The 25,294-nt window shown below is 71.4% G+C and carries 24 protein-coding genes and 1 riboswitch; of the genes, 13 read left to right on the top strand and 11 right to left on the bottom strand.

Going from position 1 to position 25,294, the window contains the following annotated elements:
* The first annotated feature begins 94 nt into the window (after positions 1-94).
* The 8 genes from VO99_RS26115 to VO99_RS26150 all read left to right on the top strand — a co-directional run bounded on the left by VO99_RS26115 (position 95) and on the right by VO99_RS26150 (position 7,486).
* On the top strand, positions 95-1,492 hold the full coding sequence (locus VO99_RS26115) for an FAD-containing oxidoreductase (RefSeq protein WP_046115900.1): 1,398 nt from the start codon (positions 95-97) through the stop codon (positions 1,490-1,492).
* Positions 1,493-1,756: 264 nt separating this feature from the next.
* Positions 1,757-2,446 (top strand): energy transducer TonB, encoded by a 690-nt coding sequence (locus tag VO99_RS31930; RefSeq protein ID WP_046115901.1) that lies wholly within the window; start codon positions 1,757-1,759, stop codon positions 2,444-2,446.
* 88 nt (positions 2,447-2,534) lie between these two features.
* Entirely contained in the window at positions 2,535-3,362 is an 828-nt protein-coding gene (locus VO99_RS26125; protein WP_046115902.1) for a MotA/TolQ/ExbB proton channel family protein, read from the top strand.
* Between the two features lie 117 nt (positions 3,363-3,479).
* Positions 3,480-3,920, top strand: coding sequence for an ExbD/TolR family protein (locus VO99_RS26130; protein ID WP_046115935.1), 441 nt, complete (start codon positions 3,480-3,482; stop codon positions 3,918-3,920).
* A gap of 9 nt (positions 3,921-3,929) precedes the next feature.
* Positions 3,930-4,358: an ExbD/TolR family protein gene (locus tag VO99_RS26135; RefSeq protein ID WP_046115903.1), complete on the top strand. Its 429-nt coding sequence runs from the start codon at positions 3,930-3,932 to the stop codon at positions 4,356-4,358.
* Between the two features lie 67 nt (positions 4,359-4,425).
* On the top strand, positions 4,426-5,640 hold the full coding sequence (locus VO99_RS26140; RefSeq protein ID WP_046115904.1) for a hypothetical protein: 1,215 nt from the start codon (positions 4,426-4,428) through the stop codon (positions 5,638-5,640).
* Between the two features lie 66 nt (positions 5,641-5,706).
* Complete coding sequence (locus VO99_RS26145) at positions 5,707-6,678, top strand: MBL fold metallo-hydrolase (RefSeq protein WP_046115905.1); 972 nt, start codon at positions 5,707-5,709, stop codon at positions 6,676-6,678.
* 10 nt (positions 6,679-6,688) lie between these two features.
* Positions 6,689-7,486 carry an SDR family NAD(P)-dependent oxidoreductase gene (locus VO99_RS26150; RefSeq protein ID WP_046115906.1) on the top strand — a complete coding sequence of 266 codons (798 nt, stop codon included), beginning with the start codon at positions 6,689-6,691 and terminating at the stop codon, positions 7,484-7,486.
* A gap of 17 nt (positions 7,487-7,503) precedes the next feature.
* Here VO99_RS26150 and VO99_RS26155 read toward each other — a convergent pair whose 3' ends face one another.
* From VO99_RS26155 to VO99_RS26165, 3 genes are all read right to left on the bottom strand, one after another.
* Positions 7,504-8,061, bottom strand: coding sequence for a TMEM165/GDT1 family protein (locus VO99_RS26155; protein WP_046115907.1), 558 nt, complete (start codon positions 8,059-8,061; stop codon positions 7,504-7,506).
* Between the two features lie 58 nt (positions 8,062-8,119).
* Positions 8,120-8,292: riboswitch (yybP-ykoY riboswitch) on the bottom strand.
* A complete protein-coding gene (locus tag VO99_RS26160; protein ID WP_046115908.1) occupies positions 8,272-9,528 on the bottom strand; it encodes an MFS transporter in 1,257 nt (418 codons plus the stop codon). Its footprint overlaps the riboswitch before it by 21 nt.
* A 4-nt stretch (positions 9,529-9,532) precedes the next feature.
* Positions 9,533-9,946, bottom strand: a complete 414-nt coding sequence (locus tag VO99_RS26165) for a MarR family winged helix-turn-helix transcriptional regulator (RefSeq protein ID WP_232315560.1) — start codon at positions 9,944-9,946, stop codon at positions 9,533-9,535.
* 101 nt (positions 9,947-10,047) lie between these two features.
* Between VO99_RS26165 and VO99_RS26170 the strand changes: the two genes are divergently transcribed.
* Together VO99_RS26170 and gloA are read left to right on the top strand one after the other, a co-directional pair.
* Positions 10,048-10,590 carry a PaaI family thioesterase gene (locus VO99_RS26170; RefSeq protein ID WP_046115910.1) on the top strand — a complete coding sequence of 181 codons (543 nt, stop codon included), beginning with the start codon at positions 10,048-10,050 and terminating at the stop codon, positions 10,588-10,590.
* On the top strand, positions 10,587-10,985 hold the full coding sequence (gene gloA / locus VO99_RS26175; RefSeq protein ID WP_046115911.1) for a lactoylglutathione lyase: 399 nt from the start codon (positions 10,587-10,589) through the stop codon (positions 10,983-10,985). Before VO99_RS26170 ends, gloA begins: the two co-directional genes overlap by 4 nt.
* A gap of 14 nt (positions 10,986-10,999) precedes the next feature.
* Here gloA and eda read toward each other — a convergent pair whose 3' ends face one another.
* On the bottom strand, positions 11,000-11,626 hold the full coding sequence (eda, locus tag VO99_RS26180; RefSeq protein ID WP_046115912.1) for a bifunctional 4-hydroxy-2-oxoglutarate aldolase/2-dehydro-3-deoxy-phosphogluconate aldolase: 627 nt from the start codon (positions 11,624-11,626) through the stop codon (positions 11,000-11,002).
* 14 nt (positions 11,627-11,640) lie between these two features.
* Positions 11,641-13,455, bottom strand: coding sequence for a phosphogluconate dehydratase (edd, locus tag VO99_RS26185; RefSeq protein ID WP_046115913.1), 1,815 nt, complete (start codon positions 13,453-13,455; stop codon positions 11,641-11,643).
* 105 nt (positions 13,456-13,560) lie between these two features.
* Between edd and VO99_RS26190 the strand changes: the two genes are divergently transcribed.
* Positions 13,561-14,166 carry a gamma-glutamylcyclotransferase gene (locus VO99_RS26190; protein ID WP_046115914.1) on the top strand — a complete coding sequence of 202 codons (606 nt, stop codon included), beginning with the start codon at positions 13,561-13,563 and terminating at the stop codon, positions 14,164-14,166.
* Between the two features lie 103 nt (positions 14,167-14,269).
* On the opposite strand, the gene VO99_RS26195 is transcribed toward VO99_RS26190, so the two are convergent.
* Entirely contained in the window at positions 14,270-14,887 is a 618-nt protein-coding gene (locus VO99_RS26195; RefSeq protein ID WP_046115915.1) for a nucleotidyltransferase family protein, read from the bottom strand.
* 161 nt (positions 14,888-15,048) lie between these two features.
* On the opposite strand from VO99_RS26195, the gene pdxH reads away from it, so the two are divergent.
* A complete protein-coding gene (gene pdxH / locus VO99_RS26200; protein ID WP_046115916.1) occupies positions 15,049-15,690 on the top strand; it encodes a pyridoxamine 5'-phosphate oxidase in 642 nt (213 codons plus the stop codon).
* A 21-nt stretch (positions 15,691-15,711) separates the two neighbouring features.
* Here pdxH and VO99_RS26205 read toward each other — a convergent pair whose 3' ends face one another.
* The 4 genes from VO99_RS26205 to VO99_RS26220 all read right to left on the bottom strand — a co-directional run bounded on the left by VO99_RS26205 (position 15,712) and on the right by VO99_RS26220 (position 22,531).
* Positions 15,712-17,754 carry a TonB-dependent receptor gene (locus VO99_RS26205; protein WP_046115917.1) on the bottom strand — a complete coding sequence of 681 codons (2,043 nt, stop codon included), beginning with the start codon at positions 17,752-17,754 and terminating at the stop codon, positions 15,712-15,714.
* 98 nt (positions 17,755-17,852) lie between these two features.
* Positions 17,853-18,281, bottom strand: coding sequence for a hypothetical protein (locus VO99_RS26210; protein WP_198157077.1), 429 nt, complete (start codon positions 18,279-18,281; stop codon positions 17,853-17,855).
* Positions 18,282-18,307: 26 nt separating this feature from the next.
* The gene (gene msrA, locus VO99_RS26215) at positions 18,308-18,838 is read right to left on the bottom strand and encodes a peptide-methionine (S)-S-oxide reductase MsrA (RefSeq protein WP_046115919.1); all 531 of its coding nucleotides are present in this window, start codon (positions 18,836-18,838) and stop codon (positions 18,308-18,310) included.
* 93 nt (positions 18,839-18,931) lie between these two features.
* A complete protein-coding gene (locus VO99_RS26220; protein ID WP_052736642.1) occupies positions 18,932-22,531 on the bottom strand; it encodes a DUF748 domain-containing protein in 3,600 nt (1,199 codons plus the stop codon).
* 129 nt (positions 22,532-22,660) lie between these two features.
* Between VO99_RS26220 and VO99_RS26225 the strand changes: the two genes are divergently transcribed.
* Positions 22,661-23,479: a YdcF family protein gene (locus tag VO99_RS26225; RefSeq protein WP_083440940.1), complete on the top strand. Its 819-nt coding sequence runs from the start codon at positions 22,661-22,663 to the stop codon at positions 23,477-23,479.
* A 204-nt stretch (positions 23,480-23,683) separates the two neighbouring features.
* Here VO99_RS26225 and VO99_RS26230 read toward each other — a convergent pair whose 3' ends face one another.
* A complete protein-coding gene (locus tag VO99_RS26230) occupies positions 23,684-25,252 on the bottom strand; it encodes a UbiD family decarboxylase (protein ID WP_046115921.1) in 1,569 nt (522 codons plus the stop codon).
* Between the last annotated feature and the right edge of the window lie 42 nt (positions 25,253-25,294).

Consider the following 25,294-nt stretch of genomic DNA (forward strand, 5'->3'; position numbering starts at 1 on the left):
GATACAACCTATTGAAGCTTCACAGCTAGGCCCGCAGGCCCGCCAGCGGCTTGACCACGATCAACAGTGCCACGGCGGCGCACCAGGAGGCCGGATGTCCAAGCGCTTCGACGCCATCGTGATCGGCACCGGCCAGGCCGGGCCCGCCCTCGCCACCCGGCTGGCGGCGGCCGGCCAGCAGGTGGCCATCATCGAGCGGCACCGCTTTGGCGGCACCTGTGTCAACACCGGCTGCATGCCCACCAAGGCGATGGTGGCCAGTGCGCATGCGGCGCACCTGGCCCGCCGCGCAGCGGACTTCGGCGTGCGCATCGACGGCACGGTGCAGGTGGACATGAAGGCGGTGAAGGCCCGCAAGGACAAGGTGGCCCGCGACGCCAGCCGCGGCGTGGAGCACTCGCTGCGCGATCAGCCCGGCTGCACCGTGCTGCAGGGCCATGCCCGCTTCGTCTCGCCCACCGCGGTGGCGGTGGACGGCCAGACGCTGGAAGCGCCGCGCATCTTCATCAACGTCGGCGGCCGCGCGGTGGTGCCGGACCTGCCCGGCATCGACAGCGTGCGCTGCCTGACCAACAGCAGCATCCTGGAACTGGACGAACTGCCGCGGCACCTGGTGGTGATCGGCGGCAGCTACATCGCGCTGGAGTTCGCGCAGATGTTCCGCCGCTTCGGCGCGCAGGTGACGGTGCTGGAGAAATCGCCCCGGCTGCTGGGCCGGGAGGACGAGGACGTGTCCCAGGCCATCGCCGACATCCTGCGCGCCGAAGGCATCGTGCTGCGCACCGGCGCCCAGCGCCTGCGCCTGCGGCCCGCCGAGGGCGACCCAGCCAGCACCGGCGGCATCGTGGTGGGCCTGGACGACGCAGGCGGCGCGCACGAGGTGCTGGCCTCCCATGTGCTGCTGGCCACTGGCCGCCGGCCCAACACCGACGACCTGGGGCTGGAGGCGGCCGGCGTGGCCACCGACGAGCGTGGCTACATCCGCGTGGACGACGAGCTGCGCACCAGCGTGCCCGGCATCTGGGCGCTGGGCGACTGCAACGGCCGCGGCGCCTTCACCCACACCGCCTACAACGACTACGAGATCGTGGCCGACAACCTGCTGTCCGGTGCGGGCCGCCGGGTGAGCGACCGCATCGACTGCTATGCGCTCTATACCGATCCGCCGCTGGGCCGCGTGGGCCTGGGCGAGGCGCAGGCACGCCAGGCCGGCCATGCGGTGCGCGTGGCCACCCGCCCGATGAGCCGCGTGGGCCGCGCGGTGGAAAAAGGCGAAACGCAAGGTTTCATGAAGCTGGTGGTGGATGCGGACACCGATGCCATCCTGGGCGCGGCCGTGCTGGGCGTGGGCGGGGACGAGGCCATCCATGCGGTGATCGACGCCATGGCCGCCGGCGGCACCGCGCTGCGCCTGCAGCGCACCATGCACATCCATCCCACCGTGGCGGAACTGCTGCCCACGCTGGCCGGCGCCTTGCAGCCGGCCGCGTAGATGTCTAGACAAGTACCCGCGCGGCAGGTGTCATCTTTTGCATCTTGTTTTTGTCACCGGCGGGACATCGCCGGGCATGGATCGGGCCCCTAATTTGCTAGGTATTAGGCTTGGCAGTCGGGGCCTTGAGGGTCAACCCCCAGCCGGTTGCAAGGGGTTTTGCGTCTATAGTCCGCCGCTTCGCGAACGGCGCGTCCAGGCCACCCACAAGGTAGCAGCACATTAGGCAGTTCGCCGACCGCGGCGGACCCTGGAGGATATTGAGTGGATTTTGCTGAACAGCAACGTCGGCCCACGAAGCACGTGGTCGGCTTTGGCATCGTGGTGCTGATGCACCTGCTACTGGGTTGGGCGCTGGTCAGCGGACTGGCGCGCAAGGTGGTGGAAGTGATCAAGGCTCCCATCGAGACCAAGATCATCGAGGAGGTGAAGCCGCCTCCGCCGCCGCCCGAGAACCTGCCGCCCCCGCCCAAGCTGGCGCCCCCGCCGCCCAGCTACGTGCCGCCGCCCGAGATCAGCGTGGCGCCGCCGCCCACGCCCGCGCCCACGATCACCACGACGCAGGTGGCCCCGCCGCCCGCGCCGGTGGCCATTGCGCCGGCGCCCGCACCGGCTGCGCCCCCGGCCCCGCCTGCACCGCCCGCCGCGCCGCGGCCGGTGGGCACGCCCGCCCGCATCGACGTGTCCAGTTGCGAGAAGCCGGAGTACCCCCGCGCCGCGCTGCGCGCCGAGGCCACCGGCACCACCCGCATCCGCTTCACCATCGACGCCACCGGCAAGGTGGCCAAGGCGGAGATCGACAAGTCCTCCGGGCCCACGCGCGAACACCGCGCGCTGGACAACGCGGCCGTCGAGGCGCTGGGCAAGTGCCCGTTCCGCCCCGGCACCGATCCCGAAGGCAAGCCGGTAGGCGGTGCCATCGCCACCGTCGAATACGTCTGGAAGGTCGAGTAGGCGGCCCGGCCGCCCTCGCCTTCTCCTGTTCCCCCCGCGTGCCGGTCTGCGCCCCGCACGCCTCCTGTCCCCGTCGGAGAAAACAATCATGTCCCTGACCAAGTTCCTGCGTGCGGTCGTGCTGGCCGTCGCCACCACTGCCGCGCTCGCGCCTTCCCTCAGCTTCGCGCAGCCCGCCTCCGAGCCCGCGGCCACCAGCGCCACGCCCGACGCCGGCGCAGCGCCCGCCGCCGCGGCACCTTCGGTGGGCACCGAGGTGGTCGAGAACCCCTACGGCCTGAGCGCGCTGTGGGCCCAGGGCGACATCGTGGCCAAGGCCACGCTGGTCATCATGATCATCATGAGCATGGGCAGCTGGTACATCATCTTCACCAAGCTGTTCGAGCAGCAGAAGCTGCTGAACGCGGCCAATGCCGCCGGCAAGACCTTCTGGACGGCGGGCAGCGTGCGCGCCGGCGCCGATGCGCTCGAGAAGGGCAGCGCCTTCCGCTACATCGCCGAGCAGGGCCTGACCGCCAGCGAGCACCACGAGGGCACGCTGGTCGAGCAGATCGACCTGCACACCTGGGTGACGATGAGCATCCAGCGCGCCGTGGACAACGTGCAGAGCCGCCTGCAGGACGGCCTGGCCTTCCTGGCCACCGTGGGTTCCACCGCACCGTTCGTCGGCCTGTTCGGCACGGTCTGGGGCATCTACCACGCGCTGACGGCCATCGGCATCAGCGGCCAGGCGTCCATCGACAAGGTGGCCGGCCCGGTGGGCGAGGCGCTGATCATGACCGCCATCGGCCTGGCCGTGGCCGTGCCCGCGGTGATGGGCTACAACTGGCTGATCCGCCGCAACAAGAGCGCGATGGAGAAGGTGCGCAGCTTCAGCAGCGACCTGCACAACGTGCTGATCGCGGGCAAGCGGTGAATGTCTGCCCCCTCCGTCGCGCCTGCGGCGCGGCTCCACCCCCCGGGGGTCCGCGGCCGCCTTGGGAGCGGCCCGGCGCCGGCCGCGGGGGGCCTTGTCTTTGAATAGGAGCCTTTGATGGCGATGAACATCTCATCGGGCGACGACGGCGAGGAAGCGCTGAACTCCAGCATCAACACCACGCCGCTGGTCGACGTGATGCTGGTGCTGCTGATCATCTTCCTGATCACCATCCCGGTGGTCACGCAGTCGATCAAGCTCGACCTGCCCAAGGAACGCAACGTCCCCACGCAGACCAAGCCCGAGAACATCGTGCTGGCGGTGGACCGCGACGGCGACGTGTACTGGGGCGTGGAGCGCCTGGCCGACACCGAGGCCCTGGTGGCCCGGCTGAAGGAATCGGCCGTGAAGGAACCGCAGCCCGAAGTGCATATCCGCGGCGATGCCGAGGTGCGCTACGAGGCCGTCGGCCGCGTGGTGGTGGCCTGCCAGCGCGCGGGCATCCACAAGGTCGGCTTCATCACCGAGCCGCCGGCCGGCATCGCCGCGGGCGGCTAGGAGACTCACATGGCAATGAATGTAGGTAGCGGCGGCGGCGACGACGAGGTGATGGTCGACATCAACACCACGCCGCTGATCGACGTGATGCTGGTGCTGTTGATCATGTTCATCATCACCATCCCCATCCAGACCCATGCGGTCAAGATGAACATGCCGGTGCCCAGCAATGCACCGCCGCCCACCACGCCGCCCGAGGTGGTGCGCATCGACGTGGACTTCGACGGCACCATCGGCTGGAACGGCGAGATCGTCAACGGCCGCGCCGACCTGGAGAACCGCCTGGCCCAGGTGGCTGCCCTGCCCGACCAGCCCGAGGTGCACCTTCGCCCCAACAAGCTGGTGACCTACAAGCATGTGGCCGGCGTGATGGCCAGCGCGCAGCGCCTGGGTGTCACCAAGATCGGCATCGTGGGCAACGAGCAGTTTCTGAATTGATCTGAACCGGGGCGCCGCCCGGATGTCCAACGCCGGGAACCGCCTTCTGCTTTACACAGGACTCCCGATGCGACACAGCTTCAAAGCGATCACCGCCGCCGTGCTGGCGGCCGGCCTGGTGGCCCATGCGGCCGCCCAGCAGATGCGCCCCGAGATCGGCCGCCCACTGCAGCAGGCCGGCGAGCTGCTCAAGGCCGGCAAGGCCCGGGAGGCGCTGGCCAAGGTGCGCGAGGCCGACGCGGTGGGCAACAAGACCGCCGCCGAGCAGCTCACCATCGACCGCATGCGCGGCGCCGCCGCCCAGCGCGCGGGCGACACGCAGGCCGCCATCAACGCCTTCGAGTCGGTGTATGCCTCGGGCAAGCTGGGTGGTGCCGAGCAGGCGCAGGTGGCCGAATCGCTGGCCTTCGCCTACTCCCAGGCCAAGAACTGGCCCAAGACCAGCGAATGGGCGCAGAAGGCCAAAGCGGCCGGCAGCAACAGCGCGCAGCTCAACCAGCTCATCGCCTACGTGCAGGCACAAAGCGGCGACTATGCCGCCGTGGCCCGCGATGCCGGCGCGGCGGTGGCCGCCGCCGAGCAGGCCGGCCGCAAGCCGGCCGAGGACGACCTGCTGCGCCTGGCCGACGCCTACCAGCGCACCAACAATGCCGGCGGCCATGCCGCCACGCTCGAGAAGCTGATCCTCCACTACCCCAAGAAGGACTACTGGAGCGCCTACCTCAACAACGTGCAGCGCAAGCCCGGCTTCTCGTCGCGGCTGGCGCTGGACGTGATGCGGCTGAAGCTGGCCAACGGCCTCATCACCACCACCGAGCAGTACATGGAGATGGCGCAGCTCTCGCTGCAGGCCGGCCTGCCGGACGAGGCCAAGGCCATCGTCGACAAGGGCTTTGCCAGCGGCACGCTGGGCACCGGTGCCGAGGCCGAGCGCCACAAGCGTCTGCGCGACCTGGTGCTCAAGCAGCAGGAAGAAACCAAGGCCGGCCTGGCCAAGGCAGAGACCGAGGCCGCCGCCGCCAAGGACGGCAACGAGCTGGTGAAGGTGGGCACGGTGTATGCCGCCATGGGCCAGGCCGACAAGGGCGCCAGCCTGATCGAGAAGGGCATTGCCAAGGGCGGCCTGAAGCGCCCCGACGACGCCAAGCTGCGCCTGGGCTGGGCCCAGCTGCAAACGGCTTCCACCAAGGCCAAGGGCCTGCAGACCCTGCGTGGCGTGGGCGGCAACGACGGCACGGCCGACATCGCACGGGCCTGGGCCGCGCTGGCCCGCCAGGGCTGATGCCAGGCGCGCGCCGCGGGTAGCCCCCGCTGCGCAGCCTGGACGGCCGCTGCCAGAATCGGCCGCATGAGCGACGCCCTGCCCGACTTCCTGGAGCCGCTGGGCGATGGCATCTATGCCATCGACACCGGCTTCCACCGACCCCGGTTCGACGCCGCCTACCTGATGGTCGAAGGCGGCCGCGCCTGCTTCATCGACACCGGCACCAACCATGCGGTGCCGCGGCTGCTGGGCGCGCTCGATGCACTGGGCCTGGCCCCCGACGCGGTGGACCATGTGATCGCCACCCATGTGCACCTGGACCATGCCGGCGGCGCCGGGCTGCTGCTGCAGTCGCTGCCCACGGCGCAGCTGGTGGTGCATCCGCGCGGCGCCCGCCACCTGATCGATCCGCGGGCGTTGTGGGCCGGCGCGTTGGCGGTGTATGGCGCGCAGGAGATGGAACGCTCCTACGGCCAGCTGGTCAACGTGCCGCCGGAGCGGGTGCTGCAGAGCAGCGACGGCATGGTGCTGCAGCTGGCCGGGCGACCGCTGCTGTTCATCGACACGCCCGGCCATGCACGCCACCATCACTGCATCTGGGACGAACGCAGCCGCGGCTGGTTCACCGGCGACACCTTCGGCCTGAGCTTCCGCGAATTCGACGTGGCGGGCCGGCCGGCCTGGATCCTGCCCACCTCCACGCCGGTGCAGTTCGAGCCCGGGCCGCTGCGGCAGTCGATCCAGCGGCTGCTGGCGCAGCAGCCGCGCTGCATGTACCTCACCCACTACGGCCGCGTGGCGGACGTGCCGGCGCTGGCCGAGGAGTTCCTGCTGCAGCTGGATGCGATGGTGGCGCTGGGCGAATCGGTGCGCGGCGCGCCCGACCGCCATGAGGCCCTGAAGCACGGCCTGCGGCAGCTGTATGTGCAGCGGCTGCGGGCCAACGGCCGCCGCGGCGACGCGGCGGAGCTGGACCTGCTGTCGCTGGATGTGGAACTCAATGCCCAGGGCATGGGCGTCTGGCTGGACAGACCTGCCGAAGGCAGGCACGCATGAAGGCACACCCATGAGCGCACACACCAGCGAGATCAACTTCGGCCTGCGCGGCCGCGTGGCGGTGGTCACCGGCGCCTCGCAAGGCATCGGCGAGGCCTGTGCCCGCCGGCTGCTGCGCGAAGGCGCCTCGGTGGCGCTGTGGGACGTGGACGATGCCCGCGGCGCGGCCCTGGCTGCCGCGCTGCAGGCCGAGGGCGCCCGTGCGCTCTACCTGCATTGCGACGTGTCCAGCAAGGCGCAGGTGGACGTGGCGCTGGCCGCCACCGTCGACGCGCTGGGCCCGGTGGATGCGCTGGTCAACAACGCCGGCATCTTCCGCGCTGCGGACTTCCTCGACATCACCGAGGCCGACTGGGACGCGGTGATCGCCGTCAACCTCAAGGGCTCCTTCCTGGTGGGCCAGGCAGTGGCCCGCGTGATGGCGGCCCACGGCGGCGGCGCCATCGTCAACATGAGCTCGGTCAACGGCCGGCTGGCCATTCCCAGCATCGCCAGCTACAACGCCAGCAAGGGCGCCATCGACCAGCTGACGCGGGCGATGGCGCTGGGCCTGGTGGGCCACGGCATCCGCGTCAATGCGGTGGCGCCGGGCACCATCGCCACCGAACTGGCGCAGAAGGCCGTGCTCACCAGCGACGACGCCAAGGCCCGCATCATGAGCCGCACGCCGATGAAGCGCCTGGGCGAGCCGGCCGAGGTGGCCGACGTGGCCGCCTGGCTGCTGAGCGAGGCGTCCAGCTACGTGACCGGCGAGATCGTGGTGGTGGATGGCGGCCGCATGACGCTCAACTACACCATGCCTGTCTAGACAAGCGGGCCGGGGCGTCAGCCGCCCACCAGCGCGGCCACGCCCAGCACCGCGAAGATGGCCGCGGCGATGAGGTGGATGGTGCGGATCGGCACCTTCTTGGTCACCTTGTCGCCCAGCAGCACCACCGGTGCATTGGCGGCCATCATGCCCAGCGTGGTGCCCAGCACCACGGCCACGATGGCGTCATAACGCGCGGCCAGCGCCACGGTGGCGATCTGCGTCTTGTCGCCCATCTCGGCCAGGAAGAAGGCCACCACGGTGGCGCCGAACACGCCCAGGCGCGGTGCGCGGGTGTCTTCCTCGTCCAGCTTGTCCGGCACCAGCGTCCAGGCCGCCATGGCCAGGAAGGAGATGCCCAGCACCCAGCGCATCACGTCGGGGCCGGCCAGGTTGGTGATCCAGGCACCCAGCGCGCCGGCGGCTGCATGGTTGAACACGGTGGCCACGAAGATGCCCGCGATGATGGGCCAGGGGCGGCGGAACCGGGCGGCGAGCACCAGCGACAGCAGCTGGGTCTTGTCACCCATTTCAGCGAGGGCGACGATGCCGGTCGAGACGAGAAAGGCTTCCAAAAGGGTGGCTCCGGCCGGACACGGACACGATGACCGCGGCGCATCCCCGGCCTGTCGGAGTCGCCACGGTCAAAGGTCTCGCAAGATCCGCACACTGCCGGTGATCGCCTGTGCCATGCCGGCTGCAGCCCAGGTGGCTGCACGGCAAGTTTGTTGACACAGGCCCCTCTCGCAACACTGCCCGGACAGGCCGGGCAGTTCGGAGGGAAGCTACTCCCCAATGACTGTGGCCATTGTAGGCGGCGCCACGCGCTGTTCACGGATGGGCAGGTGGATCAGTGCGGCACCGACGGCCAGCACGATGTCGGCATACCACATCCAGTCGTAGCTGCCGGTCAGCTCGAAAGCCTTGCCCCCCAGCCACGCCCCCAGGAAGCCGCCCAGCTGGTGCGCCAGCATCACGATGCCGAACAGCGTGGCCATGTTGGCCGGCCCGAAGAAGCGCGCCACCAGCCCCGCGGTGGGCGGCACGGTGGACAGGTAGGTGAAGCCGATGATGGCCGCGAAGCCCAGCATGACCGCCGGCGTCTTGGGCAGCAGCATGAACACCAGCACGGCCACCGCCCGCGCGGCGTACACCAGCGACAGCAGCGACTTCATGCGCCAGCGACCGTGCTGGAAGCCGATGGCCCAGCCCATCGCCAGGCTGCCCACGATGTTGAACAGGCCGATGACCGCCAGCGACCAGGCGCCCACCGAAGGCGGCAGGCCGCAGGAGGCCACCACGCCCGGCAGGTGGGTGGCGATGAAGGCCACGTGGAAGCCGCAGACGAAGAAGCCCGCGCACAGCAGGCGGTAGCTGGGGTCGGCCAGCGCGCGGCGGATCACGACGCCTGCCTTTTCCCGCACCGCGGGGGCTGCACCAGCGGCGGCCGCCGGCAACGCCGAGTGCCCCCGCAGCACCCAGGCCGCCGGCAGCGCCAGCAGCGTGATGACGCCCAGCGTGTACAGCGAGGCCATCCAGCCGGCCGCCGCCGTCACGCCCTGCGCGATCGGCGCGAACACGAACTGGCCGAAGGAGCCGCCCGCGTTGACGATGCCGGTGGCCATGCCGCGGCGCTCAGGTGGCACCAGCCGCGTGGTGGCGGCCATCAGCACCGAGGGCCCGGCCATGCCGGCGCCGCCAGCGGCCAGCACGCCAATGGCGAAGATCAGGCCAGCGGTGGTGTGCATGTGCGGCACGAGCGCGGTGCCGATGGCCACCAGCAGCACGCCCAGCACCAGCACGCGGCCGGTGCCGATGCGGTCGGCCACCAGCCCCGCGACCGGCTGCGTGAGGCCCCACCACAGCTGCCCGAAGGCAAACGCCAGGCTGATGCTGGCCAGGCCCAGCCCGGTGCTGCTGTTGAGCGTGCCGAGGAACAGGCCCATCGACTGGCGCGCGCCCATGGTGAGCGCGAAGGTGCCGGCCGCGGCCAGCAGCACCAGGCCCACGGGCACGGCTTTGGCAGGCAACGAAGTCTTCATGACGTCAGGCCTCCTCGGGCAGGTCGGTGGCTTCCAGCACCGCGATGCAGTCGTCGATCAGCGCATGCAAGGCCAGCACGCGCTGCTCGCCCAGCAGGGCATTGATCTCGAGCTGCGCCTTCTTCCAGGCGCGCTGGCCCTGCTCGCGCACCGCGCGGCCGGCCTCGGTGATGGCCACCAGCCGGCTGCGGGCGTCGTCGCCTGGCAGCACCTCCACCCAGCCCTGCTGCACCAGCGGTTGCAGGTTGCGGGTGAGCGTGGAGGCGTCCAGCCGCATGGCCTGCGCCAGGTCCACCGGGCGCAGCGGCCCGAGCTTCAGCACATGCGACAGCAGCGAGTACTGCGTGTTCTTCAGACCGCTGACGGCATGCGCCTCGTAGTGCCGGCCCACCAGGCGTGCCAGCTGGCGAACCTTCATGTTGGTACAGCCCTGCGGGCGGCGCGCGGAAATGTCTTGGCCCATGCCAATCAGTGTATCTACAATCGTTGCAGGTACAAGTTTTTTCGGGAGACCCCACGATGAATGCAGCAGACACCCTGGCCGCCTGGCAGGCGCGTGAGCAGGAGATCAACGTCCACGGCCATGAGATCGGCCTGGCCAGCCCCGAGCAGGTGGCCGGCCGCACCGGCCTGCAGATCCTGCAGGCGATGGTGGCGGGCGAGATCCCCCGCGCGCCGATCTCGCGCACCCTCAACTTCCTGATCGTGGAGCTGGCCGAAGGCCGCGCGGTGTTCCAGGGTCGGCCGCTGTTCGAGCACTACAACCCGCTGGGCACGGTGCATGGCGGCTGGATCGCCACGCTGCTGGATTCAGCCGTGGGCTGCGCGGTGCACACGCTGATGGAGCCCGGCAAGACTTACACCACGCTGGAGCTGAAGATCAACTACGTGAAGGCCGTGACGCACAAGGTGCCGCTGGTTCGCGCGGTGGGCGAAGTCATTCACCGCGGTGGGCGCATTGCCACCGCGGAGGGCAAGCTGGTGGGGCCCGATGGCACACTCTACGCACACGCCACCACCACCTGCCTCATCTTCGAGGCCCAGCCTTCGGCCAAGCCATGAGACTTCTCCACACCATGCTGCGCGTCGGCGACATGCAGCGCTCGATCGACTTCTACACCCAGGCCCTGGGCATGAAGCTGCTGCGCACGGTGCAGCGGCCCGAGCAGCAGTACGACCTGGCCTACCTGGGCTACGGCGCCAACCCCGAGCATGCCGAGCTGGAGCTGACCTACAACTACGGCACCGACAAGTACGAGATGGGCACCGCCTATGGCCACATCGCCCTGGGCGTGGAAGACGCCTACGCGATGTGCGAGGCGGTGCGCGAGAAGGCCGCGGCCTTCGGCGGCGCGGTCACGCGCGAGGCCGGCCCCGTCAAGGGCGGCAGCACCATCATCGCCTTCGTGACCGACCCGGACGGCTACAAGGTCGAGCTGATCCAGGGCGGCATCTAGGCCGCCCGGCCGCTTCAGCCGCGCAGGGCCGAAGCCTCGCGCGCCAGCTGCGTGATGCGGGCCCAGTCGCCCGCTTCCACCGCGTCGGCCGGCGTCAGCCAGGAGCCGCCGCACACCTTCACGTTGGGCAGCGCCAGGAACTCGGGCGCCGTCTTCACCGTCAGGCCGCCGGTGGGGCAGAACACCACGTCCGGGAACGGGCCGCCCAGTGCCTTCAGCATCGGGATGCCGCCGGCCTGCACCGCCGGGAAGAACTTCAGGAACTGCAGGCCGTCGGCCTGGGCCGCCATCACCTCGCTGGCGGTGGCCACGCCGGGCAGCAGCGGCAGGCCCGCGGCCACGCAGGCACGGCCCACTTCGCTGGTGTAGCCGGGGCTCACGCCAAAGACCGAGCCGGCATTCCTGGCCGCCTGGGCATCGGCTGCCGAACGGATGGTGCCGGCGCCGACGATGGCCTCCGGCACCGCCTTGGCGATGGCCTCGATGCACTGCAGCGCCACCGGGGTGCGCATCGTCACTTCCAGCACGCGCACGCCGCCGGCGACCAACGCCTGCGCCAGCGGCACCGCATCCTGCACACGCTGCAGCACGATGACCGGGATCACCGGGCCATAGGAAACGAGGTCGAGGGTGTTGTTCATGGAGGTCCTTGGAGTCACAGCCAGGTGCAGGCGCCTTCCTCGGCGCTGATGGCGTTCTTGCGCATGCCGGCGAACAGCTCGCGGCCCAGGCCGTGGGCGTTGTCCTCGGCTGCTTCGGGTCGGATGGTGGCCACCGGGCGGGCAGCCCAGGTGGCATCGTCCACCAGCACGTCCAGCACGCCGGTCACGGCGTCCAGGCGGATGATGTCGCCGTCCACCACGCGGGCCAGCGGGCCGCCGGCCAGCGCCTCGGGGCTGACGTGGATGGCCGCCGGCACCTTGCCCGAGGCACCGCTCATGCGGCCGTCGGTCACCAGCGCCACCTTGAAGCCCTTGCCCTGCAGCACGCCGAGCGGCGGCGTGAGCTTGTGCAGTTCGGGCATGCCGTTGGCACGCGGGCCCTGGAAGCGCACCACGGCCACGAAGTCGCGCTCCAGTTCACCGGCCTTGAAGGCGGCATGCAGCGCGTCCTGGCTGTCGAACACGCGGGCCGGCGCCTCGATCACATGGCGGTCTTCCGGCACGGCCGACACCTTGATGACGGCACGGCCCAGCTTGCCGGTCAGCAGCTTGAGGCCCCCGGTCTCGCTGAAGGGCGCGGCGGCGGTGCGCACCACGGATTCGTCGGTGCTGCCGGCCGGCAGGCGCTGCCATACCAGCTTCCCGCCTTCCAGCGCCGGCACCTCGCCATAGGCGGCCATGCCGCCGCTGGCGATGGTGGCCACGTCGGGGTGCAGGCAGCCCGATTCCAGCAGCTCGCGCAGCACGAAGCTGGGGCCGCCGGCGGCCTGGAAGTGGTTCACGTCGGCCGAGCCGTTGGGATACACGCGCGACAGCAGCGGCACGTTGGCGGAGAGGTCGGAGAAGTCGGTCCAGTCGATCAGGATGCCGGCGGCGCGGGCCACGGCCACCCAATGGATCAGGTGGTTGGTGGAGCCGCCGGTGGCCAGCAGCGCCACCATCGCGTTGACGATGGTGCGCTCGTCCACCAGCTTGCCGATGGGCTGGAAGTTCTCGCCCGGGCCGATGGCCAGCACGCGGCGCAGCGCCTCGCGCGTGAGTTGCTCGCGCAGCGTGGCATGCGGATGCACGAAGGCCGAGCCCGGCACATGCAGGCCCATCGATTCCAGCAGCATCTGGTTGCTGTTGGCGGTGCCGTAGAAGGTGCAGGTGCCCGGGCCGTGGTACGCGGCCGATTCGGCGGCCAGCAGCTCGTCGCGGCCCACCAGGCCCTGGGCAAACTTCTCGCGCACCTTGGACTTGTCGTTGTTCGACAGGCCGGTGCTCATCGGCCCCGCCGGCACGAACACGCACGGCAGGTGGCCGAAGTGCAGTGCGCCGATCAGCAGCCCGGGCACGATCTTGTCGCACACGCCCAGCAGCAATGCGCCGTCGAACACGTCGTGGCTGAGGGCGATGGCGGTGCTCATCGCGATGGTGTCGCGCGAGAACAGGCTCATCTCCATGCCCGGCAGGCCCTGGGTCACGCCGTCGCACATGGCGGGCACGCCACCGGCCACCTGCAGCGTGGCGCCCTGGCGGTGGGCCTCGTCGCGCAGGATGGCGGGGAAGCCCTCGTACGGCTGGTGGGCCGACAGCATGTCGTTGTAGGCGGTGACCACGCCGATGTTCGGCGCGCGCTCGGCCACCACCCGGAACTTGTCGTTGGCCGGCAGCGCGGCGAAGGCATGGGCCACGTTGGCACAGCCCATGCGATCACTGCCACGGGGGCGGCCGATCAACTTGTCGACCCGCGAGAGGTACGCCGTGCGGGTGGGATGGCTGCGCTCACGGATGCGGTCCGTGATGCTGGCGATGGCTGGTTTCATGGCGGCGCCTCTGTAACTCGGTCCCTGATTCTTACGAAACAAGGTTACATCGTCAAATCAACTTCGCTGGCGGGCAGGGTCGCTCTGTCATCATCACGCCCTGTCATGGACGACCTGCTACCCACCCCGGCAAGCCGCGATCCGCGGGCCATGCTGCAGCAGATCCGCAGGCAGTGGCAAGCGGCCGAAGACCTCTGGGTGTTCGGCTATGCCTCGCTGATCTGGCGCCCCGAATTCCACGCCGACGAGCACCGGCCCGCGCTGGTGCGCGGCTGGCACCGTGCGCTGCGCATGCGTTCGCGCATCAACCGCGGCACGCCGGAGCAGCCCGGGCTGGTGTTCGCGCTGATGCCGGGCGGCTCCTGCCGCGGCATGGTGTACCGGGTGGCGCGCGAACGCGCCGACGTGGAGCTGGAGCGGCTGTGGGCGCGGGAGATGATCACCGGCGTGTACGACCCGCGCTGGCTGCCCTGCCAGACGCCGCAGGGCCGGGTCATGGCGCTGGCCTTCACCCTCAGCCGCCGCAGCCCCAGCTACACCGGCCACCTGAGCGACGACGAGCTGATCCAGATCCTGCGCATGGCGCGCGGCCAGTTCGGCAGCACGCTGGAGTACCTGTGCGAAACCGCCCGCTGCCTGGAGGAGCGCGGCATGACCGACCATGAACTGCGCCGGCTGGTGGGCCTGGCCCGGCAGCATCGCCTGATCTGAGCCGGGCGGCGTCAGAACCTGTGAATGAACCGGTCGCGACCGAGCGGCGCGACAGGGTCGTCAGGGCGCGTCGAGCGGGCGTGAGTGGTTCGTTCACAGGTTCTCAGCGGTCCGCCACCGCCTGCAGCTGCTGGTGGCGCCGGGCGGCGGCGAAGTCTTCCACCGTGTCCAGGTCGATGAGCGCGCCGGGGTCGTCCACGTCCACCGCCTGCGCGGGATAACGCGCCACCAGGCGGCGCGCGCCTTCGTCGCCCTGCAGCAGCACGAGGTCGGTGAACAGCTCGGCCGAAAAGCCCACCGGATGACCGCGCCGGCCGGCATGCTGGGCATAGGCCACCGGATGCTGCTGCAAGGCCCGCGCCACGGCCACGAGGGTGGTGGGCCGCACCAGCGGCATGTCGCCGGGCAGCATCAACCAGCCCGGCGCATGGGCGCGCGCCTCCACGCCCGCGGCGATGGAGCTGCCCATGCCCAGGCCCGGCATGCTGTCGGCCGCGGGCAGCACCACCACGTCGCGGCTGGCGACCACCGAGCGCGCCAGCGGCTCCAGCGCGGCGGTGGTGACCACCAGCACCGGCAGCTGCGACGCCACCGCCCGGCGCAATGTGGACACGAGCACGGGCGCACCACCCTCCAGCGGCTGCGCCAGCTTGTGGGTGGGCCCCTGGAAACGGCTTCCCCGGCCCGCGGCCAGGACGATCACTGTCGGTTGCGACCACATGGTGCAACGCTCCCTTCCTCCTCCGCGGCGCGGAATTGCTGCAGCGCGGTATAGCAAGGATGGGACCCATGCCGCCCCTCAGGTAGTGGGGCTGCTACGTAGGGCCAACCACGTAAGCGCAAATGCCGGTGGCGCCCGGGCACGGGCGCTATGCTGGCGCGATGGACATCTCACTGGCCGACCTGCGCAAGAGTTACGAACGAGCCGAGCTGGACGAAAGCGCCTCGCTTGCGGACCCGCGGCTGCAATTCGAGGCCTGGCTGCAACAGGCCCTGGCCGCACAGATCCCGGAGCCGTCGGCGATGACGCTGGCCACCGTCAGCGAGGAAGGCCGGCCTTCCACCCGCGTGGTGCTGCTCAAGGGCTGCGACGCGCAGGGGCTGGTCTGGTACACCAACTACGACAGCCGCAAGGGCCGCGAGCTCGCCGCCCGCCCCTTTGCGGCGCTGCAGTTCCACTGGGTGGAGCTGGAGCGGGTGGTGCGCATCGAAGGCCGGGTGCAGAAGACCAGCGATGCCGAGAGCGACGCCTACTTCCAGTCGCGCCCGCTCGATTCCCGCATCGGGGCCTGGGCCTCGCCGCAGAGCCAGGTGATCGGCTCGCGCGCCACCCTGGTGGCCAATGCCGCCAAGTTCGGCGCGCGTTTTGCGCTGAACCCGCCGCGCCCGCCGCACTGGGGCGGCTACCGGCTGCAGCCCGAGCGCTGGGAGTTCTGGCAGGGCCGCAAGAGCCGCCTGCACGACCGGCTGCAGTACCGGCTGGACGCCGGCGGCACCTGGGTGCGCGAACGGCTGGCGCCCTGATCGCCAGCCGCCCCAGCGCCGCTAGAACACGACCCGCACGCCGGCGGTGAGGGCGCGGGCGCCCTGCGGCGACAGTTCCCGTGCGGTGCGCAGCGCGCTGGCGTTGTAGGCCAGCTCGTTGGTCACGTTGTCCAGCCGCAGGAACCACAGCGCCTCGGCGCCCGGCAGCGGCATGCGCCAGCTGGTCCACAGGTTCAGCACGGTGTAGGAGGGCGTGGCCACGTCCACTGCCGGCACGCGGTCCTGGCGCGCGGCATGCACCAGGCGGGCGCCAAGCCGCCACGGGCCGGAGGCCGCTTCCAGGCCCAGCCGGGCGCGGACCGGCGCGATGCGTGCCAGCGGCTCGTCGGTGCTCAGGTTGTCGCCCCGCACCAGGTCCAGGCTGCCGTCCAGGTCCAGCGTCCACGCGCGCTGCAGCAGCCTAGTGCGGCCTTCCAGCTCGATGCCGCGCAGCCGCGCCCGCACCGCGCGGAAGGCGTACTCGGGCACGCTGGAGGCCTCGCCATCTTCGCCCTCCACCGCCACGTCGCGGCCGGTGGCCTCCAGGCCGATGTAGCGCGAGAACCGGGTGTGGAACACGCTGGCCTTCAGCCGGTGCTCGGCCTGCTTCCATTCGGCGCCCAGCTCCAGGTGGCGGCTGCGCTCCAGGCCCAGCGTGGGATCGCCCTGCTCATAGGCGCCGGTGGCCACGTGCACGCCGTTGGCATACAGCTCGTAATAGGCGGGGGCACGTTCGGTGGCGCCGGCGGTGGCCAGCAGCGTCCAGCCACCGCCGGCCGGCAGGCTGGCGCCCAGCAGCGCGCTGCGCGGGCTGAAGCGGCGCCCGCCCGCCTCGCCGAAGCGCGGTTCCTCGGCGTCGGGCCGATCGCCATCGGAGGACACGCGCACCCGCTCGTAGCGCAGGCCGGCGGTCAGCGTGGCGGGGCCGGCCTGCACTTCCTCCATCGCGAACAGCGCCACCGACCGGGTGCGCGTGTCGGGCACGAAGGCCTCCTCGCCCAGCGCGGAGAACTCCAGCCGCTCTGCCTGCAGGCCCAACACGCCGGTGAGCGGGCCCAGCGGCGCATGGCGGGCCTGCAGCCGCAGCTCGTCGCCGGTGCTGCGGAAGGTGGTGCCGACCTCCCCACTGCCCTCCACTTCCTCGTGCTTGTAGCGGGTGTGGCTGGCCTGGAACTCCAGCTGGGTGAAGGGGCCGGCCAGGCGGCGGCGCTCGCCCGCCAAGGCCACGCGGTCGCGTTCCATGCGGATGCCCACGTCGGGCTCCACCGTCACGCCGTAGTCGTTCTCGTGGCGGTCCACCGAGGCGCCGACGAAGCCGTCGGCATCCGCCCAGGAAGCGCCCAGCGCGCCGCTGCGGCTCTGGCCGGCCGAGTTGGCCACCCGACGGGTGCGCTGGCTGTCGCCTTCTTCCAGCGGCACCGAAAACCGCGGCGTGCGCAGGTCGTCGCTGTTGCGGCCCGCGACGTCCGCATGCCAGGACAGCCCGCCGGCGCCGCCCTCCAGCAGCGCCGCGCCGGCTTTCTCACGGGCGGCGCCGCCCAGGCGCAGCTCGGCACGGCCGGACAGGCCCTCGGCCGCCACGCGCGGAATGCGGTTGTCGATGATGTTGACCACGCCGCCGGTGGCATTGCCGCCATACAGCAGCGCGGCCGGGCCGCGCAGGATCTCGATGCGCTCGGCCACCAGCGGGTCCAGCGCCACCGCATGGTCGAAACTGAGGTTGGACGCGTCCACCGAGGCGCCGCCGTTGTCCAGCAGGCGCACCCGGTCGCCATCCAGGCCACGGATCACCGGCCGGCTGCTCTGCGGACCGAAGCCGGTGGAGGCCACGCCGGGCAGGCCGTCCAGCGTCTCGCCCAGCGTGCCGCCGCGGCGCAGCACCAGGCCTTCGCCGGCCAGAACGCTGGTGGGCTGGGCCAGCGTGTCGCGACCCAGGGGATTGCCGGTGACCACGACGGTGGACACGGGCGGTGTGCCTTGCGCGGCGGCAGCCAGCGGCAGGGCGAAGAAGGACAGCGCGGCGCGCGCGAGCGCATGCCGCGCCGGTGTGAAGGACTTGTGCATCGGGAACCACCTTGGCGCCGGCCGGCCGCTGATGGGCCGCGGCCGGCGCTGCTACGAGGAAAGCGGGCGCGCAGCCAGCGGCTGCCGTCCGGGCGCGATCAGCTCAGCGCGGTGGTGGGCGGACCGCGGGCCTCATAGGCCGTGGTGGTGCACGGCGTGGCACCGACAGGCGACGCGGCCGGCGACAGCGGTGGGCGGGCAACCTGCACCGCCACCGCGGCGGCGGTCGGCAGCAGGTCGGCATGGCCCAGATGGTCGATGAGGCGGCACAGGGCCGAGCCATCCTCGTGGTGGGCCGCGCCCGAGGCTGCGGCGCCATGACCTGCTTCGCCCGACGCCGCGCCCTGCAGGGCCCGAGCCTGTGGCGCCGGCCCGCCGGCATGCGGGTGCAGCACGCCGTGCCGCAGGCCGGCCGACTGCGCCAGCAGCAGCACCAGCGGCAGCAGCAGGTGAAGCCAGGCACGCCGCCACCCTGCCATCCCTGGCAGGCGCGGCGCCGAAGGCCGCGAGACGACGTGCCTGGTCACCATCCGGCGTCAGCGCCAGCCGGTGCTCAGGCCTTCACGCGGTGGCGGAAGGTCTTGCGGAACTTCTCCACCTTGGGTGCCACGACGAAGGCGCAGTAGCCTGCGCCAGGGTGGTTGGCGAAGTAGTGCTGGTGGTAATCCTCGGCGCGGGAATAGTCGGCCTCGGCCACCAGCTCCGTCACCACGCGGCCGCCGCTGGCGGCATTCACCTCGGCGATCACCTCGCGCGCCACCGTTTCCTGCTCGGGGCTGTGGAAGTAGATGCCCGAGCGGTACTGCGTGCCCACGTCGTTGCCCTGGCGGTTGAGCGTGGTGGGATCGTGGACGACGAAGAAGATCTCCAGGATCTCGCGCAGCGAGATGCGCTCGTTGTCGAAGCGCACCCGCACCACCTCGGCATGGCCGGTGTCGCCCTGGCACACCTGCTCGTACGTGGGCCGGTGGACATGGCCGTTGCTGTAGCCGGACTCCACCGACACCACGCCGTCCACCTGCTCGTACACCGCCTCGGTGCACCAGAAGCAGCCGCCGCCGAGGGTGATGGTTTCGATCGTCATGGTTCTGTACTCCTGGCCGGCGCCAACGTCCGGCATCGGACATTGGTCGTTGGGCGGCCCGCGAGCTTACGCGAGCCGGCGGACCGGAGCATGTCAGCGCGCCGACAGCACCAGTTCCGCCTCCGGCGCGCCGGGCCGCGCGCCACCGCCACCGCCCAGCCGCGGCGCCGCCAGGAAGAGCCGCTCGCTCGGCACGCCGCGGGCCAGCAAGGCATCCCGCACCGCGGTGCCGCGGCGCTGGGCCAGCTCGCGCAACTGCTCCTCGCCCGCCGGCAGCACCGCCTGCAGGCGCTCGGCCATCTCCTGCGGCGGCAGCGACTTGGCCAGGCCGACGAGGTTGCGCGGCTTGTCCGGCAAGGGCGTGTCGGCATACAGGCGGCGCAGCAGCGCTGCCTGCTCCTCGGGCGTGGGCGGCGGCGCAGCCGGGCCGGCGCGGCGGCGGTGCTCAGACAGCAGCCGGGCGTCCAGGCCGGCGGCACGCAGCGCGTCCTGCTCCAGCGCCAGGTCGCCGCTGCCGCTGACGGTGAGCTGCAGCCCCGGCCGGTCGGCCAGCGCGCGGGCCACGGTGTCCAGCGCGGCTTCGGCACCCGCCGCCATGCGGTCGGTGCCCGGCACGAATCCGATGCGGCTGGCATCCGCCTCGCCACCGCCGGCAAACAGCGAGAACGGCGCCGTCACCGCCTTCACCAGCAGGTTGCCCAGCACCTTGAGCACCAGGCCGAAGACGCTGAACTGCGGATCGTTGACCGATCCGCTGACCGGCAGGTCCAGGTCGATGACGCCATGGCGGTCCTTCAGCAAGGCGATGGCCAGCGCCACCGGCAGCTGGGTGGCATCGGGGCTGTCCACGCGTTCGCCAAAGGTGAGCTGGTTGAGCACCACCCGGTTGCTGGCGTCCAGGCGTCCGTCCGGCGCGATGCGGTAGGCCACGTCCATGCTCAGCTTGCCGCGTTCGATGGCGTAGCCGGCGTAGCGACCGGAATAGGGCGACAAAGGCGACAGTTCCAGGTCGGTGGCCTTGGCGCGGATGTCCATGGCCAGCGGCCGGGCCGCCGGATTCAGGCTGCCGCTGATGTCCAGCAGCGCCGTGCCGGCCACCCGGCCCTGCAGTGACAAGGCCGCCATCTGCGGCGAAGCGGTGCTGAACGTGCCGAGGCTGCCATTCAGTCCGCTCAGCTCGGCGCTGTAGTTGGGGCGGATGAAGCGGTCGGTGAAGTCGATGCTGCCGCGCAGCAGGCGGGTGGACCCCACCGCGATGACCGGCCCCGGCGTGACGGCGCCGGCTGCGCCGGCCGGCTCGGCCACGCCGCCCGGCGCCGCGGCGACGTCACGCAGATTGAAGCGCCCTTCCTCGGTGATCACCAGGCGCGAATAGAAGTCCGACAGCGCAGCTTCCTGCACCGACACCTGCGGCGCCGCACCGGGCGCCAGCCGCACCTGCAGGCGCTGGAGCTGCAGGTCCTGCCACGCCAGCAGTGCATCGCCCGGCACGCCATCCCGCGGCGGCGCCTGCACCTGCACATCGCCCAGCCGCGCGTCGCCATCGGCCTCGATGGACAGGCCATGCGCCTGCTGCTGCAGCGCCACCTGGCCCTGCCAGTCGGCGTCGGCATGCGCCAGCACCAGCTGCAGCCCGGTGGACGCATACGGCGCCAGCGCATGCAAGGGCAGCCGCCGCACCCGCAGCGCACCCCGCGCCATCAGCGGCTGGGGCGCAAGGGTGCCGGTCCAGTCGATGCGGCCGGGTGCGGACGTCGGCTTGCCGGCCTCGCCGGTGCGGGCGTCGGAGAGCCGGGCCTGCAGGCTGATGCGCGCGGGCGCCGCCGCTTGCGCCGGCCAGCGCAGGCCGGAGGCGTCCAGGCGCAGGTCGGCCAGCTGCAGCGCCACCGGGGTGGCGGGCGCCTGGTCGGCCCAGCGCAGCCGGCCACCGCGCAGCTGCAGCTGGCCGAGCTGCAACTGCCAGGGCGCCGCCGCAGGAGAAGAGTCTTGCTGCGCTGCGGCCGGCGCACGGCGCAGCCACTGGCTGGCGTCCAGCGTGCCATCGGCAGCCCGTTGCAAGGCCAGCCGCGGCTCCTCCAGCTCCAGGCGACCGATGGCCAGCGTGCGGGCCAGCAGGTCCAACTGGCCGTCGGCCACCGTCAGGTTGCGCCAGCCCGCGGCGGCCGGTCCCTCGCCCAGGCGCAGGTCGGCTACGCGCAGCTGCTGGAGTTCGGCGGCCAGCCGGGGCTGGGCGCCGGCGCTCCAGTGCAGCCGGCCGGTCAGGGCGACGGCGCCGGCCATCGGCACCGCCAGGTGCGGCTCGAGGTAGGGCCCGAGCAGCGTGAGGTCCAGCGCCTGCAGCCCGATCGACGCCTGCGCGGCCTGCGCGCCGGCGGTGCCTTCGGCCTCCAGCGTGGCCGCCCGGCTGCCACCGCTGGCGGCCAGCCGGCTGGCCAGCCGCCAGGGCACGCCCGCCAGTGCCGTGGTGTCGAGCGGGCCAGCTTCGAGCTGCAGCGCGGACAAGGCCAGCGCCGCTGCGGGGCGGGTGGTGTCGTCGCGCCACTGCACCGCGGCGTCCTGCAGGCGCAGGCGCTGCAGCCGCAGCTGCCAGGGTGGCGTGGCCGGCGGCTTGGCCACTTCTGGGGGTGGCGCGACCATCCGGGCCAGCTCCAGCCGGCCACCGGCATCCCGGGTCGCCGTCAGCTGCAACCCCTGCAGCAGGACCTCGCCCAGTGCCACCCGTCGCTCCAAGGGCAGTACGTCCTGCAGCTCCACCTCCAGCCGCTGCCAGGCTGCCAGGGGCTTGCCGCCGGTTTCATTCCCGGCCGCCAGGACGACGTCGCTCAGGCGGGCCTGCCCGCGCAGCGCCAGGTGCGGCTGGTGGCCTTCGCGCAGCGAGAAGTCGGCGGTGATCTCGGTCGACAGCCGGCCGGCGGTCGGCCGCAGCGGGCTGCTGGCAGCGGGCAGGTAGGCGGCCCAGCGCGCCACATCCAGGTCGTCGATGCGCAGCGCCAGCTGGCCGCTGCGCACCTCCGCAAACGGCACCAGCGCCGCGCCGGTGTCGAAGCTGCTGCCGTCCATCCTGAAGGCCAGGCGCGGCTGCACCCGCACCGCCACGTCGGCCGGCAGGTTGGACAGGAACGGCAGGTCCAGGCGCAGGTCCACCAGCTCATGCCGCAACCCGGCCTGGCGGTCGTCGACGGTGACGCGGCCGCCGGTCAGCTCCAGGTTGTAGAGCGCGAAGCGGGCGGGTGGCGTCGGGGCCTCGCCGGGCTGCGGCTGCAGGCGGGCGACGATGTCGTCGATGTCCAGCGCGCCGCCGGGCAGGCGGGTGAGCTGCACCACGGGGCGGTCGATCTGCAGCGCTTCCACCACCGGCGCGCGCCGCCACAGCGAGCTGGCCGACACGTCCGCATGCAGGCGGCCGATGTGCAGCGTGTCAGGGCCGGCCGCCCCGCCAGCCGGACCGATGCGCAGGTCCTGCACCGTCACCGACAGCACCCACGGCGCCAGCGACACCGCGCCGACCTGCACCGGCCGGCCCAGCAGCGACGAAAGCCGCTGCTGGGCCTGCGCCTGCAGCAGCGGCGGCAGCGCCAGCCAGGTCAACAGCCACAGGCCGAGCAGCGTGGCCAGCGCCCAGCCGGCGCGCCGCAGCCAGCGCCTGGCGGCTGGCGTCTTCTCGGGGCCTGCGTGTTCTTCTTGTGCATGCACGGGAAATCTCCTCAAGGGCGGCGGATGCTGCCGCCATGGGCGCGGCTGCACAAGCCGCCGCGGTGGCGTCGCGGTGACACGTCACAATTCCACGCTTTGCCGTGTGCTGCCAACCGCAGCCTCTTGCGCATGAACCAACTCCTCATGGCCGCGGGCATCGAGCACTGGAAGCCGGTGCTCAGCATGCTGCTGATCCCGCCGGTGCCGTTCTTGTTGCTCGCGCTCGTCGGCGCGCTCAGCTGGCGACGTTCGCGGCGAGGCGGCGGCGGCGCGCTGCTGCTGGGCCTGGTGCTCACCTGGGCCAGCCTGACGGTGGGCGTGGGCGAATGGCTGCACCGCGTGGGCATGCCGGAATATCCGGCCTTCAGTGCCTCGCAGATCGAGCAGCTGCGCACCGAAGCCGCCAGCGGCCGCAAGGTGGCCATCGTGGCCCTGGGCGCGGGCCGCGAGCGGCTGGCGCCGGAATACGGCCTGCCCAGCCTGCGCCCGCTGACGATGGAACGCCTGCGCTACGCCATCTGGCTGTCGCGGCAGACCGGCGCGCCGCTGGGCTACACCGGCGGCATCGGCCATGCGGCGGTGCCCGGCCCGAGCGAGGCCGAGGTGGCCCGGCGCATCGCCCAGCAGGAGTTCGGTCTTGCGCTGCGCTGGGCCGAGGACCGGTCGCGCGATACCCGCGAGAACGGTCGCTTCACCGTGCCGCTGCTGCAGCGCGACGGCGTGGACAAGGTGGTGCTGGTCACGCACGACCTGCACATGCCACGTGCGCTGCGCGCATTCCGCGAGGCGGCCGCTGCCCAGGGCATCGCGCTGGAGGTGGTGCCAGCGCCGGCCGGCATCAGCTCGCTGTCGGACGACCGCTTCACCCGCTGGTTTCCGTCACCCGAAGGCCAGTTGCTGCACTGGTACTTCTGGCACGAGAAGCTGGGCTGGTGGGCCGGCGCCTGAGCCCGGAAATGCGAAACCCCTCTTGCCCAGGGGCAGGAGGGGTTGGGGTGGCTGACGCCACCAGTGGGGCTCCGGAGGTAGGAGGTCCGGGGCTCCGCCCGTGCAGAGACTGCTCGGTTGGTTGCTGCCTGCGTTGCAGGCCTCCCTAAATTAGATGAGCCGGCGGCCCGCCGCAAGCGCCCGAAACGCATCGGGCGGCGGCGGTCAATTGGAATTCTTTCGGCCGGCCATCACCGCATCGAACACGCCGGCGATGCGTGCCTCCACCTCGCGTTGCATGGTGATCGGCACGCCCCACTCGCGGCTGGTCTCGCCGGGCCACTTGTTGGTGGCGTCCAGGCCCATCTTGCCGCCCAGGCCGCTCACCGGCGAGGCGAAGTCCAGGTAGTCGATCGGCGTGCCGTCCACCAGCGTGGTGTCGCGCACCGGGTCCATGCGGGTGGTGATGGCCCACACCACTTCCTTCCAGTCGCGGATGTCCACGTCGTCGTCGGTCACCACGATGAACTTGGTGTACATGAACTGCCGCAGGAAGCTCCACAGCCCGAACATCACCCGCTTGGCATGGCCCGGGTAGCTCTTGCGGATGGAGATGATCGCCATGCGGTAGCTGCAGCCCTCGGGCGGCAGGTAGAAGTCGACGATCTCCGGAAACTGCTTCTGCAGGATGGGCACGAACACCTCGTTCAGCGCCACGCCCAGGATGGCGGGTTCGTCCGGCGGCTTGCCGGTGTAGGTGGAGTGGTAGATCGGGTCGCGCCGGTGGGTGATGCGGTCGATGCGGAACACGGGAAACCAGTCCTGCTCGTTGTAGTACCCGGTGTGGTCGCCGAACGGACCCTCGAGCGCATGAAGGTAACCCCCGCGCTCGGCCAGCGGAATGCCGGCGTCGCTGGTGCCGGTGAAGCCGGGTGCGGCCACCGGCACGTGGCCTTCCAGCACGAACTCGGCCGAGGCCGGCGCCTGCAGCCGGTGCTCGCCTTCGCCCACGCCGGTGTCGGCCAGCTCCGTGCGGCTGCCCCGCAGAAGGCCGGCGAACTGGTACTCGGACAGGCTGTCCGGCACTGGCGTCACCGCGCCCAGCACCGTGGCCGGGTCGGCGCCCAGCGCCACCACCATCGGGAAGGGCTGCCCGGGATTGGCGCGACCGAAGTCGCGGAAGTCCAGCGCACCGCCGCGGTGCGCCAGCCAGCGCATGATCACCTCGCGCCGGCCGATCACCTGCTGGCGGTAGATGCCCAGGTTCTGCCGCCGCCGCGGTTGCGGCACCGACTGGGGCCCGCGCGTGACCACCAAGCCCCAGGTGATCAGCGGACCGGCATCGCCCGGCCAGCACAGCTGCACCGGGAGCTGTCCAAGATCCACCTCGTCGCCGTCGATGGTGCATTCCTGGCACGCCGCCCCCCTCACCCGGGTGGGTTTCATGTCCCAGAGGGCCTTGGCCATCTGCAGCAGGCGGCCGGCGTCCTTGAGGCCATGCGGCGGCTCGGGCTCCTTCAGGCTGGCCAGCACGCGACCCACGTCGCGCAGCTCCGACAGGCTGTCCGCGCCCATGCCCATGGCCACGCGGCGCGGGGTGCCGAAGAGGTTGGCCAGCACGGGAATGCCATGGCCACCCGGGGCGGTGAACAGCAGCGCCGGTCCACCCGCACGAAGCACCCGGTCGGCCAGGGCCGTCATTTCCAGCCGGGGCGACACCGCATCGGCGACGCGCGTCAGCTCGCCCACGGCCTCCAGCTGGCGTAAAAAGTCACGGAGATCACGGTACTTCATAACCACAGGGCATGTTGACTGATTTCATTATGGTTGACCGGT

Origin of the sequence: Aquincola tertiaricarbonis, assembly GCF_000969605.1 — a bacterium.
GTDB classification, from domain to species: Bacteria; Pseudomonadota; Gammaproteobacteria; order Burkholderiales; family Burkholderiaceae_C; genus Aquincola; species Aquincola tertiaricarbonis.